Annotated in this window: 5 protein-coding genes and 1 tRNA gene; 5 read left to right on the top strand and 1 reads right to left on the bottom strand. The window is 70.8% G+C overall.

Going from position 1 to position 13,314, the window contains the following annotated elements; translation table 11 throughout:
- Positions 1–427 precede the first annotated feature (427 nt).
- The 5 genes from ASG40_RS03255 (at position 428) to ASG40_RS03235 (ending at position 4,359) form a co-directional block, all read left to right on the top strand.
- Positions 428–1,591: a tetratricopeptide repeat protein gene (locus ASG40_RS03255; RefSeq protein WP_082523863.1), complete on the top strand. Its 1,164-nt coding sequence runs from the start codon at positions 428–430 to the stop codon at positions 1,589–1,591.
- Positions 1,592–1,773: 182 nt separating this feature from the next.
- Positions 1,774–2,673 carry a metallophosphoesterase family protein gene (locus tag ASG40_RS03250; RefSeq protein WP_055880328.1) on the top strand — a complete coding sequence of 300 codons (900 nt, stop codon included), beginning with the start codon at positions 1,774–1,776 and terminating at the stop codon, positions 2,671–2,673.
- A 216-nt stretch (positions 2,674–2,889) separates the two neighbouring features.
- Positions 2,890–3,366, top strand: a complete 477-nt coding sequence (locus ASG40_RS03245; protein WP_055880326.1) for a MarR family winged helix-turn-helix transcriptional regulator — start codon at positions 2,890–2,892, stop codon at positions 3,364–3,366.
- 322 nt (positions 3,367–3,688) lie between these two features.
- On the top strand, positions 3,689–4,144 hold the full coding sequence (locus ASG40_RS03240; protein WP_055880320.1) for an NUDIX hydrolase: 456 nt from the start codon (positions 3,689–3,691) through the stop codon (positions 4,142–4,144).
- 140 nt (positions 4,145–4,284) lie between these two features.
- Positions 4,285–4,359: transfer RNA gene (locus tag ASG40_RS03235), tRNA-Thr, on the top strand.
- Between the two features lie 431 nt (positions 4,360–4,790).
- Here ASG40_RS03235 and ASG40_RS03230 read toward each other — a convergent pair.
- The gene (locus ASG40_RS03230; protein WP_156387525.1) at positions 4,791–13,211 is read right to left on the bottom strand and encodes an ExeM/NucH family extracellular endonuclease; all 8,421 of its coding nucleotides are present in this window, start codon (positions 13,209–13,211) and stop codon (positions 4,791–4,793) included.
- Positions 13,212–13,314: the final 103 nt, after the last annotated feature.

Here is a 13,314-nt window from a genome sequence, read left to right as displayed (position 1 = left end):
CGGCGGATGCGCTCCGCTGGCACGGCGGCAGACGCGGAAAGGCCGGGCTGTCTAGCTCCGATCCCTCCCGGGGCGCAACCGCGTCCCGGCACGCACGGTCTTCCCGACCGGGTCCGCAAAACCGCTTCCGTAAACGGATCGGTGGTCCTAAGGAGGTTTCGCGAAAGCGGCCACCGGTTTTGCGTCAAAACCCGGTGATACGGTTTCCGCTCGAATCGAGCGTGAACCGTATCGCCGAGCCCGCGCGGCGCCTGAGCGAAGCCCATGTCCGCATCACGACGTGATCAGCCGGAAATGGTGTGACACACCAAGGACCTGGGCAGGGTGAAGCGTTGGCCCGCCGACGCGAACCCGCTTCGGACGCCGGTGCAACCGTGTTCCAGCCGGCCGTCGGGCCGGCGTGGGCGAACCGTGAGAGAACGCCGGCATGCGTGTTTGGTCTGGACGGGTCGGCCTCGCGCTGGCGCTCGGGTTGACGGCGGGCTCGGCCTCGACGGCGGGCTCGGCCTTGGCGGCGGGCAAGCCCCGCGACGCCTGCTTCGGCGACGACGGCACGCCCGAACAGACCATCGCCGGCTGCAACCTCGTCCTCGGCCAGCGCAAGCGCGAGACGACGACGAGCGTCGCGCATGCGTTCTACAATCGCGGTCTCGCCTACAAGAAGAAGGAAGACTACGACCGCGCCATCGCCGATTTCAACGAGGCCATCGCGGTCGATCCCAGCGATGCGGACTTCTTCCGCAGCCGCGGGTCGACCTACGACGACATGGAACGCTACGATGCCGCGATCGAGGACTACGATCGGTCCATCAAGCTCGATCCGACCGTGGGCGACAGCTTCGTCAACCGCGGGATCGCCTACGGCAACAAGGGCGATTTCGAGCGGGCGATCAAGGACTTCGACGAGGCGATCCGCCTCGATCCCAAGCGCGGGCTGACCTACTACAGCCGCGCCCTCGCCTACGAGAAGACCGGCGCCGCCGACAAGGCGCTCGCCGACGTCGAGACGGCGTTCCGCCTGGAGCCGGAGGACGAGGACGTCCAGGCCGTGCGCAAGCGGCTGCGCTCCGTGGTCGCCGCGCGTCCCGCCCCGGCGGTCGCCGCGAGCCCGGCCGCACCGGCCACCGGGGCGGCCACCTACGCCGAGTTCGACGCGCAGCAGGCGGCGACCGCGGCGATCTGGTCGAGGCTGCCGTTCGGCGCCCGCCGGGCGATGTTCGTCACCCGCAAGGCCAACAGCTTCGGCGACTACGAGGCGCGGCCCTCGAGCGTGTTCGCGCCGGGTGAAAAGCTCCTGACCTACCTCGAGCCGATCGGCTACGCCTTCACCCCCGTGGGTGCGGACACCTACCGGTTCGGCGTCACCGTCGACGTCGAGATCGTCTCGGCGTCGGGTGAGATCCTGGGCGGCCAGAAGGCCATCCTGAAGCAGGATTTCACCAGCCATTTCAAGAACCAGGAGTTCTTCCTCAACAGCACCATGAGCCTCGACGGCGCGCCCGCCGGCGCCTACGTGCTCGCCTACACCCTGCGCGAGGACGGCGGCGACCGCACGGTCCGCGTCGAGCAGCCCTTCACGATCGGCCAGTGACGGCCGGCAACCGAGGGCCGGCGAGCGACGGCCGGCGAGTGACGGGAAGCGGGTGACCGGCCGCGCTTGACGCGACGGCGGGTTGCCGCGAAGGCGGGGCCTCGACGTGCCGTCATGCCGGTCCGGCATGACGATGTCGGAAAGACCCGACCCCGCGTTTCCGCATCATGCCCTAGGTCGCGATGTTCCGTCTCGCCCATCTCACCGACCCGCACGTGGGGCCTTTGCCGCGACCCCGCCTGCGCCAGCTCCTGAGCAAGCGCGCCACCGGCTACGTCAACTGGCGTCGCGGGCGGGGCCAGGGCCACGACATGGACGTGCTCGCCGCCCTGGTGGCCGACCTGCACGCCCAGGGGCAGGACCACATCGCCTGCACCGGCGACCTGTGCAACATCGGCCTTCCCAGCGAATGGGCGACCTCGCGCGTCTTCCTCGAGGCCCTGGGCCCGCCCGGGGCGGTAAGCTTCGTGCCGGGCAACCACGACGCCTACGTGCGCGGCTCCCTCGAGGGGCTGCTCGGGGCCTGCGGCGACTGGGCCACCGGCGACGGCGAGGCCCGCGCCGGGTTCCCCTACCTGCGCCGGCGCGGGCCGGTCGCCCTCGTCGGGCTGTCCTCGGCGATCCCCACGAAACCCTTCGTCGCCAGCGGCCGGCTCGGGGCGGCGCAGATCGCCGCGGCCGAGGCGGTGCTGACGGCGCTCGTCGCCGAGGCCGAGCCGCCGTGCCGGGTGGTGATGATCCACCATCCGCCACATCCCGGCGGCGCCAGGCCCGGGCGCGAGCTCACCGATGCGGCCGCCTTCACGGCGATGATCGGGCGGGCGGGCGCCGAGATGATCCTGCACGGGCACAACCACGTCGGCAGCCTCGCCGTCGTCGCCGGGCCGGGCGGACGGCGGGTGCCGGTGGTGGGGGCGCCCTCCGCCTCGGCCGGCGTCAACGCCCGCCACCACCGGGCGAGCTATCGCCTCTACGCCATCGCCCGGGACGGCGACGGCTTCTCCATCGCCGCCAGCGAGCGTGGCCTTACGCCGGAGGGCGCCATCGCCGACCTCGGGCCGGTGCCCCTGACCCTGCCGTAGGCGCGGCGCCGTGGACGCCGGCGGCCGTCGCGGCGCAAAGGCCCTATACGCTGGGACAAGTGTTCGGCACTATGTCTCTGCCCAGTCGGGACGATTTCGCAATGTGCCGGGCCCAACCGAACGCATCGTGCAGGTTTTTCCCCTCCGGGCCGGTGAGGATGTCGCCACCACGGCCGGTCGGGGTCATAAGGGGCGTCGGTGTCGAGGACGGATGGCATGACCTGTACGGTAGATGCGCCGAGGGAGGAGAAGGCGACCCTCGTCGATCCCCTGCTGTTGGACAACCAGCTCTGCTACGCGCTCTATGCCGCCGCCCACCGCATGACCAAGAGCTATCGCCCGATGCTGGAGCGGATGGGCCTGACCTATCCGCAGTATCTCGTCCTGCTCGTGCTGTGGGAGACCGACGGCGTCACCGTCTCCGAGATCGGACGCCGGCTGCGCCTCGATTCCGGGACGCTGACGCCGGTGCTCAAGCGCCTGGAGACCGCGGGCTTCGTCACCCGCAGCCGGCGCCTGACCGACGAGCGCGAGGTCGAGATCACCCTCACCGCCCGCGGGCGCGGCCTGCGGGCGGAGGCGGGAGCGGTGCGCAAGGCCGTGATGTGCCAGCTCAACCTCTCCGAGCCCGAGGTGCAGGCGCTGCGGGCCGATCTCAACGCCCTCATCGAGAACCTCAGCGCGGCGGACTGACGGCCCCGCGCCCGGTCGGCCCCGGTGCGACGACGGCGCCGGGCGCCGCATCGGCCGGAACCTCGGCCGCGGATCATGCGTTGCCGGCTAAGCGACGCTGGTCAAGCCGGTCGGTTGTCGTCTATTCCTCGATGGCCGTCCGTCGCCTCCGTCCTCCATCATCATGAGACACCCGCATCGTGCCTGCCACTGATCGCGGACGCCCCGTTCGGGCGTCCGGCGCACCCGACCGAGCGTGCGGGACCGGACCGATCCGGCGCGCACCGGCCACGCCGTTCGTGTCGCGCGGTGAACGGGGCCGCGATCCCGGCGTTGCCCCATCATGACGACCTACGCCGATGTGGAGCGCGAGACCCGGAACCAGGTCGGCGCGCTGCCTTTCCAGCGCCTGCCCGAACGGGGGCTGTGCGTGCTGCTCATCACCTCGCGGGAGAGCCGGCGCTGGGTGATCCCGAAGGGCTGGCCGATGAAGGGCCGCAAGCCCTACGACGCCGCCGCCCGCGAGGCCTACGAGGAGGCCGGGCTGATCGGCCAGGTCGGGAAGCGCCCGCTCGGGTTCTACCTTTACGAGAAGCGCCTCAAGAACCGCGACGCGGTGCTGTGCCAGGTCAAGGTCTTCCCCCTCGAGGTGCGCAAGCAGCTGAAATCGTGGCCCGAGCAGGACCAGCGCGAGGATCGCTGGTTCACCCCCGCCGAGGCCGCCGAGGCGGTGGCGGAGGCGGGTCTGGCCGCGATCATCCGCTCGGCCTTCAAGGGCGAGATGCGCAAGAAGGGATAAACCGCCCGGCATCGCGGCCGCCCGCACGGGCCGGCGGGACAATCGGCGAGACCGGGGCGTCGCGGCGATTGCCAAGCCCGGTGTGATCCGCTAATGCCCAACCCGTTCGGGAAGGACGCCTCGCGCCACCCGGTTCGGACGCTGCTGTAGCTCAGTGGTAGAGCACCTCATTGGTAATGAGGAGGTCGACAGTTCAATCCTGTCCAGCAGCACCACTCTATCGAGAACTCGGTATCGATCGGGGCGATCTGCACCCGCCGCCTGCTTGTTCGGGTGCATTGGTCGTGTAGCCGGGATTGTCCTGCGGGCAGAGTGTAGGACGGCGGCGATCTCGTTTCGCCGGAATGGCTCCGCGCGGCCGTCAGGACCCCCATCGAAAAGCCGCGACTCCTCCGATCGGCGAAAGCGGATGCTCGATCGCGGGCGACGCTCCAGCAGCCACGCGGTCGCCGTCACCATCGTCTTCGGGATCGCATCACTCGGTCCGGTAGCATCACTTGTCCCGGCACTCGGCCCGGCAGGACTCGCCCGGAAACGGAAACGGAAACGGAAACGGAAACGGCCGGTCGCACGCCGGACCGGCCGTCTTCGCTGCGACGATGCCGGGCCATGGGAGGCGTCGGCATCGTCCGGATGTCCGGTGGGATCAGCCGATGGTGCCGCCCCCGAAGGAGCCGTCGGCGAAGGCGAGGCGGCCCTCGGCGATCCCGTACTGGAGGTAGTGCTGCATCGGGTTGATCTGCGCGGCGGCCACGTCGCCGTAGGCGGCGAGATAGGCGCTGCTGTCGAAGTCGACCGAGGGGTCGCGGCCCTCGCGCCATCCGAACTGCCCGTAATGGGCGAGGGGGTCGAGGCCGGCCGCGGCCACGTCGGTGTAGGCCGCCAGGTAGCCGTCGGTGTCGAACACCGCGTTGGGGTCGCGGCCCTCGGCGATGCCGTAGGTCTGGTAGTGGTTCCGGGCGAAGGCGAACACGTCGGGCGCGCCGAGGGCGGCGTCGGCGACGTCGCCGTTGGCGAGGAGGTAGTACTCGGCGTCGAAGCCCGCCCGGGCGAGATCGGCCGTGCGTCCCACCGCCTCGTAGACCGTCCGGCCCTCACCCTGGCCGTACTGGAGGTAATGCGCCAGCGGGTTGAGGCCGGCCGCGGCCACGTCCGAATTGGCGGCCAGGTAGCGCTGGGTGTCGAAGCTCGCGCCCGGATCGCGCCCCTCCTTGAAGCCGTAGGTCTGGTAATGGGCGAGCGGGTCGAGGCCCGCCGCCGCCACGTCGCGGTTGGCCGCGAGGTAGCCGTCGGTGGAGAAGAAGGCGTTGGGATCGCGGCCTTCCTCGAAGCCGTATTGCGCGTAGTGGGCATCGGCATCGAGCCCGGCGGCGAAGACGTCGGGGTTGGCGGCGAGGTAGAAGAGGTCGTCCACCAGGGGCGCCCCGTCGCCGGTGACGATGGTGCCATCCGAGAACTGGAACCGCTCGAAGCCGCTGATGGTGTCGCTGCCTTCGGGCCCCGTGATGACCTGGACGTCGCCGACCTGGCTGACAGTGACCTCGGAGAAGCGGCTGTTCAGCACGAGGGTGTCGTTGCCGGTGAAGCCGCTGGGGGATGACCCGCCCGACAGGATGTCGTCGCCGGCGCCGTTGACGACGATATCGTCGCCCTCCCCACCGCTGAGCCTGTCGGCGAAGGCGGTGCCCTCGAGGATGTCGTTGCCGGTGCCGCCCTGGTCGGAGATCCCGCGCTGCAGGACGGTGTCGGCCCGGGCCGAGAGGTTCTGGATGCGGGTGTCGCCGGAGGGGGCGGTATCGGCGAGCCCGAACGGGGTCTCCTGGTGGAAGGCCTTGAGGTACTCGGCCAGGGCGTCCTGCTCCGATCCTTGAGCCGCGAAGGTCTCCGTGTCGGGCAGCGACGCGGCGGTGGCGTCGCGCAGGTTTACCCGGTCCTCGCCGAAGGCGGGGAAGGGGTAGTTGTCGCCGCCCAGCCCCGGTGCCGTGGCGGAGCCGGTGGCCAGGAAGTCGAGGGTGACGACCCGGATCTCGCGGTCGGCGTCGCCCACCACCTGGCCGTTCTCGACGAGGGTGTCGAGGATGTAGCCGTCCTCGTCGATGATCGCGGCCGAGAGGATCCGCTGGCCCTCGCGGGTGACGGTGCCGTTCACGTCCAGGGTCTGCGACTGCCGGGTGGCGTCGAAGGCGAAGCTGACGCCGCCGATCTGCGTGAAGGCTCCGGGCGTCGCGCCCGGCGCCACCCCCGCCACGCCGTGCTCGAGGATCTTCTCGAGCTCACCGGCGGTCACCGTCACCAGCGAGAGGTTGTTGTTGAAGCGCAGGGAGTTGGTGACGTCGAGCTGCGAGATGTCGCCGGCCTGCTTGCCGGCCGCCGGGTTGGCGGCGGGGGGAAGCTCGGCGGTGCCGCCGGCGGTGGCGGCGAAGGAGCCGATCGAGTCGCGGATGCCGCCGCCGTTCTTGATCGAGACGGTGACGGTCTCGTCGTACTGCTTGGCGTACCAGATGTTGGCGTCGGACGAGAGGTTGCCGAGGTTGGTCTCCTCGGTCCGGACCTCGCCGCGGCGGCCTTCGAGGTAGACCGAGGAGCGGCCGAGGATGTTGCCGTCCTGCTGGCGGATGACGTCGGCCACCCCGAGGGTCTCCTGGACGCCGTCGTTGTTCGCGTCGAGGCCCTCGATCACCTCGCGCACCAGGTAACCCTTGCTGCCGGGGGTGAAGGCGGCCTCGGTCGAGCCGTAGAGTTCGGTCACCGTGGTGTCGTCGACCACCACCGCGCCGCTGGTCTGCGTGCTGATCGAGTCGCGGATGACGTTGCCGGCCTCGTCGAAGGTCACCGTGAGGCGCCCGACGTAGGAGTATTCGCCGTCGGTGTTGACGAGGGCGAGGGTCTGGCCCGAGGCGTTGGTGAAGAACTGCGGGTAGGCCCCGCCGGAGACGTCGCCGGGGGCCAGGCGGTCGTCGGCATCGGAGAGCCGGGTGTTCGAGCCGCCGCCGATCAGCACGTCGACGTTGCGCAGGAGCGGGGCCAGCGCCTGCTCGTTCGAGAACTGCTGCAGGTGGGTGCCGACGATGACCTTGTCGATGTCGGGGTTGGCGGCCAGCACCCGGTCGACCTCGGCGTTGATCTGCTCGGCCAGGAGCGGGATGTTGTCGGCCCCGTTGAAGCCGTCCACCGTGACGTTGCCCAGCGAGGAGATCAGCGGGTTGATCTGGGTGGTGGCGCCGACGAAGGCGATGCGCTCGCCGTTCTCGGTGAGGATCGTCGACTTGGCGATGCGGTCGGCGCCCGTGCCGGTGTTGGTCGAGGTCGGGCCGTTGGCGGCGAAGCCCGCGTCGAGGATCTGGGGGGTGAAGAGGCCCGAGAGCGCGGCCTCGCGCGAAAAGTTCAGGTTGGTGGAGAGGTAGGGGAACAGGGCGCCGACCCAGGTGTCGTCGGCGGCGCCGGGCGCCGTGCCGAGGTTGGAGCCGATGATGTTGGCGACCTCGGTGGGGCCTGAGTCGAACTCGTGGTTGCCGAACACCGCCGCCTGGACGCCGATGATGTTCTGGATGGTGATGTCGGCGCGGCCCACCGAGGCGGACAGGCGGCCGTAGGCCTCCGCTCCCGAGAGCCCGAAGAGCTGGTTGTAGACGCCGTTGTAGGTGGCCGCGAGCTGCGGGTCGCCGCCGGCGATGAAGAACGGGCTGGGGATCCAGCCGTCGCCGGTGGAGAGGGTGATCGAGTTCGCGGACTGGTCCTCGAGGCGGTCGACGATGGCGGCGAAATTGGCGGCGCGGCCGATGGCGCCGATCCCGGCTTCCCAGTCGGAGGCATGCAGGATCTGGAGCGTGTAGGTCATCGGGGCGGCGTCCTGCGTGCTGAAGTCGAGCTGATCCTGGGCGAGGCCGGAGAAGCCGTTGCCGGCGGCATCGAGGAGCGTCCCGGGCGGGACGATGACGTCGTAGGAAGCGCCTGCGGCGAGGTCCGCGGCCGGGTCGATCGTCACGGTGGTGCCGGCGATGGTGACCTGGGAGGCGTCGTCGATGGCGATGGTGCGGACGTCGCCGGCCCCGTCGGTCAGCGTGATGCTGCCGCTGCCGGCCCGCACCGCCTCGTTGAAGGTGAGGACGATGGCGGCGCCCACCGCCACCGCGCCGGCCCCGTCGGCGGGGCTGGCCGACACCAGGGTCGGGCCGGTCCGGTCGAGGGCGAGCCCGACGATGATCGGATCGTGGTCCGATTCACGGGCGACCACGTCGGCATCGAAGATGTCGGGGTCGCGGCCGAAATCGAGGTTGTAGTCGAGGGCGTCGGCCTCGTCGGCGTTGATGTGCCACTCGGTGACGCCGGTGACCTGGCCGTCGAGGCTGCCGTTGGCGAAGGCGTGGTCGAGGGCTCCGTAGGCCGCGTCGAAGACGTAGGAATACGGGTTGGCGAGGCGGTCCTCGGCGAGGTTGGTGAAGCCGCCCGCCTTGAGGACGTCGAGGGCGTCCTCCTTGATGTAGGCGTTGAAGTCGCCGAGCAGCAGCGTGTCGCCGTCGGCGGTGCCGGTGGGATTGAGGGCGATCCACCGGGAGAGGGCGGTGGCGGCGAGTTCGCGCTGCTGCTGCCAGCTGCCCTGGCCGTCGCCCTGGTCGGCATCGGCGCCGGTGCCGGTGCCGCCCTTCGACTTGAAGTGGTTGATGACCGCCGTGAAGTCCTCGCCGCTCGCGGTCTCCTCGAAGGTCACCGCGAGCGCCGCGCGGCTGGTGTTGGCGCCGTTGAAGATCGCGCCGATGGAGCTCTGCTGCAACAGGGACGGGTCGAAGGCGGCCACGTCCGCGTCGTCGAGCGTCTCGATGGTGGTGTTCATCGCCACCGAGACCTTGCTCGGCTTGTAGATGAAGCCGACCGCGATCGCGTCGCCGCCGAGGAACTGGCCCTCTGCGAGCCGGTCGCCGGGGTCGATGGAGGCGTAGGTGCCCGCGCCGGCCTTCAGGTTGAGCTGGCCGACGAGGTATTCCAGCGCGTTGCCGGGATTGGCCGGCTGGAACTGGTTCTCGAGTTCGGTCAGCCCGAGCACGTCGGCGCCGGTGGCGATGAGCGTGTTGACGAGCTTCTCGGTCTGGCGGTCGAACTCGGCGGCGCTGTTGGCGCCGCGGGGCTCGAGGCCGATGGCGGTGTCGGCGCCGTTGGCGTTCAGGGTGCGGAAGTAGTTGAGGACGTTGAGGCTGCCGACCTTGAGGCTGCCGCCCACGTCGTCGGGTGCGGCGGTGCGGGGGTTGGCCTCCACGAAGGTGGTGTCGCCGTCGTCAATGGCCCGTACCCGATAGGCGTTGGCCGGGCCGTCGCCGAGCACGCCGGTGAGGCCGGTGACGGTGTCGCCCATCCGCGGCGCGGTGGCGGTGGCGTAGCCGGCAAAGCCGTCGAGGTTGTCGATCGGCTGGTTCTGGGTGTTGAGGCCGTCGTCGTAGACGATCGAGCGGGCCGCGCTGGCCGCCAGATAGGCCGCGTAGCCGGCCGCATCCGGCTCGAACGCGTTGGTGTAGGTCTCGATCCGGCCGCCGGCGGCGAGGCGCACCTCGTTGAAGCGGTCGAGGTTGAACTGCTCGGTGATGGTGAGCGTCTGGGGCAGGGTGACGAGCATGCCCTCGTAGGCTTCGAGGTCGGGCTGCTGCGTCGTGCCGGTGCCGATGGTGCCCGCGGCCGGCAGGGTCACGGTGGCGGCCGAGGCCTTCACCTCGGCGGCCGAGAGCGCGCCGGCCTGTACGACCGCGATGCCGGCGGCCGAGGCGACGGTGATCTGGGTCTCGCCGTTGAACTCGGTGACGGTGCCGGTGATGCGGACCCGGTCGCCCTCGGCGACGTCGGCGAGGGCGCCGCCGGTGCCCTCGTAGACGAACACGCCCTCGGAACTCAGGGCATCGCCGTCCCGGTCCGACGCCTCCTCCTGCAGGAAGAACCCGCCGAGGCTGCGCTTGGCGTCGGCGTCGCCGTTCTGGAAGTCGCCGACCACGACCGCCTCGATGGTCACGGTCCGACCCACAAGCGCACTCGCCGCGCCGGTGCCCTGGACCGTGGAGATCAGGGTGACGTCGTCGTTGAGGACGGTGCCCGTGGCGGTGCCGGCGGTGGCGCTCACCGCCGCGGTGACGCCGGGTTGGGTGGTGGTGGCCGTCGTCAGGGTCAGCGCCAAGGTCTCGGCGGCCTCGGGCGTCACGTCGCCCTGCACCGTCACGGTCACGACCGCCGAGGCCGCGCCGGCCGGGATGGTGCCGGCGATCGCCAGCGGCAGGGCCGGATTGCCGGAGAGGTCGTCGCCGGAGACGGGCGCGGTCCCGGTGCCGGTGAGTTCGGCGGTGAAGGCGAGGTCGCCCAGGGTGCCGTTGCTGCGCTGGACGGTGAAGGTGAGGGTGGTGGTGCCCGCGTCGCCCTCCGCGGCGGCGACCGCGAGGGACTCGGCGGCAAAGCCGATCTCCTGGGTGTAGCCCCGGGTGAGGGCGGCATAGACCGTGGCGCCGCCGCCGCCGACCTCGTTGGCCGAGACGACGATGGGGGTGCCGGTGGGGTTGTCGGCCGCCGCGATGAAGGTGAGCACCTCGGGACCGCGATCGGCCGGCCCGTCGACGGGCGGGACGTAGGAGACGTAGCTGGCGGTCTCCGGTTCGGTCACGTCGTAGACGAGGATGCCGCTCTGGCGCTCGAGCCCGACGAAGGCGTAGGTGCGCCCGTCCACCGTCCCGATGGTGACGCCCTCAGGCTCCGGACCCTTGTTGTCCGAGCGGTTGTCGAATTCGAACACCCCGTCGCCGTTCGGCTCCTGGTCGATGTTGAACTGCGCCGCCGCGTCGCGGGCGAAGATCGTCTCGAACTCGCCGCCGGTCTCGCGCACCTTGGTGATCGTCCCGTCCGCGTTCTGGCGGAAGATCGAGATGCCGCGGCCGCCCAGGGTGTTGAGCTGGTCGATGACGCCGTCGCCGTCGGTGTCGCCGGTCTGGCGCAGTACGTTGAGGCGGGCGTAGGCCGGGTCGGCCTTGAGCGCCCGCAGCTCGGGCGTGAGCTGGCTGTCGGGGATGGCGCTGAGGCGCGACACGTCGGCGGTGTTGTCCTCGCCGCCGATGACGCGCTGGTCGCCCTCGTTGGCGGTGACGAAGTAGGTGGTGCCGCCCACCGCGTAGGAGGCGATCGCATCGGGCTGGAGCAGGCCGTAGATCGGCGTGGCCGTGGGGGTGGTGGCGACGGTGACGGCCGGATCGCCCCCGGGGCCGTCACGGTCGGAGGCGTCGAACGCGTTGCCGGGCAGCGAGCGGTCGACGCTGCCGAGGGGCTGGATCGCGATGGGCGCCGTGCCGGGGTTGGCGAGGTCGATCACGGCGACGCCGTTGACCTCCTGCAGGGTGACGTAGGCGAACCGGTTGTTGGGCGAGATCGTGATGTACTCCGGCTCGATGTCGGACGAGGCGGTGTTGCCGGGGCTGATCGCGAGCCCCTTGGCGCGCAGGGCGGCCTCGCTGCCGTCGAGGGCGCCAAAGCCCACGGTGGCGGTGACCGCCGCCGTCGCGGCGCCGGCCACGCCACCCGACACGTCGATGATCGACACGCTGCCGACCGGGTTGCTGGCAACCGTGAACTGCTCGCCCTCGTTGGAGACGAGGAGTTTTTGGCCGTCGCGCGTGAAGACGACCTGGTCGGGGCCGACGCCGACGACGAGGGAGCTGAGGAAGGTTCCGTCGGCGTCGAACAGGGCGACGCGGCCGGGCTGGTCGCCGGCGGCATTGGCATAGGCGATCGCCACGAGGCCGTCGAAGACCGCCACGGAGTTCACCGCGCCGTACTGGTCGAGGCCGGCGAGCAGGATCTCGCCGCTCTTTGCGAGGCTGCCGGTGGCCGAGATCGTCACGATCTCGATGCGGTTCTCGTTGGTGTTCTGCACGTAGAGGCTCGCGGTGGTGGCGTCGTAGGCCACGACCTCGGCGTTCGGGGCGTCCCCGGTGGCGGCGTCGTCGGTGGTGGCGTAGGCGCCCAGCCGCACGAGCTGGAGCGCGTTCGTGGCCACGGGCGCCGCGCCCTGGGTGCCGGTGAGCGAGGGCGCCGCGTCGTACACGGCGATGCCGCCGATGGTCGGCGGGGTCTCGTCGTTGAGGAGGGTGCCCACGGCCTCGCCGTCGGCCACCGTCGCGCCGACCACGTTCGTCACGCTCACCCCGAAGCTCTCGGCCGGCTCGAACACGGTGTCGCCGTTGACCGTCACGGCGAAGGTCGCCGAGGTCTGCCCGGCCGCGATGGTGAGGCCGGTGGCGGCGGCGACGTAGTCGCTGCCCGCGGTGGCGGTCGCGTCGCCGGTGGCGATGTCGAAGGCGACGCCGCCCGCCGGTGCCGGGGCGTCGAGGGACACGGTGAAGACCACCTGCGTCGTGCCGGCATCCCCTTCCGCGATGGCGACGTCGGCCACCGACAGGGCCGGGACCACCGCCGCACCCGCGCTCGTGACGCTGATGTCGTCGATGCCGATCCACTCGTCGTTGCCGAGGGCGTTGGTGGTGATGACGCGCACCTGCACCTGCGGCTGGTTCTCGACCGCGGCGGGCAGCACGGCGGTGACGACGCCGTCCGGCCCGAAGGTGTTCGGGCCCGCGGTGGCGTCGGCGCGGTAGGCGGCCGGCACGTTGACCCAGGCGCCGGTGGTCCCGACCCGGTACTGCAGCGCCACCGCCTGCGCGGCGTTGTCGGCGCCGTCCTCGAGGTCGCGCAGGGTGTAGGAGACGGTGACGTCCCGCCGGCCGGTGGTGTCGAGGTGGATGACGAGGTTGGGCGCGTCGGCCGTCCCTGATCCGGCCAGGGCGACCGTGGGGTCGGACAGCGCGAATTCCGCGACGCCGCCGGTGGAGAAGCCGTTCGGATTGGTCTGGTTGGCGTTCACGTCCACCGTGACCGTGCCGTCCCCGGCGAGGGTCTGCGGGTCGGCGCCGGTCACCGTCGTGATGTCGTCGCCGCGATATCCGACGATGCTCGGCACGCCGGCCCACTCGTCGTTCGTCGTGATCGACCCTGCATTCGACCAATCCTGGATCAGGGAACCGTTTGCCAGAACGTGATAATCGGTTGTCATTGCGGCTCAGATCCGAAGATGGCCGGGGATCAGGGCACGGCGGGCGCGCGGGCATCCAAGTCGGTCAGCCGGCTTCCTTTGAAGAACCATCGGTCTTCACCGG

This window comes from Methylobacterium sp. Leaf399 (assembly GCF_001424525.1).
In the GTDB taxonomy this organism is placed as follows: Bacteria; Pseudomonadota; Alphaproteobacteria; order Rhizobiales; family Beijerinckiaceae; genus Methylobacterium.
This window is presented reverse-complemented; position numbering and strand designations above follow the sequence as displayed.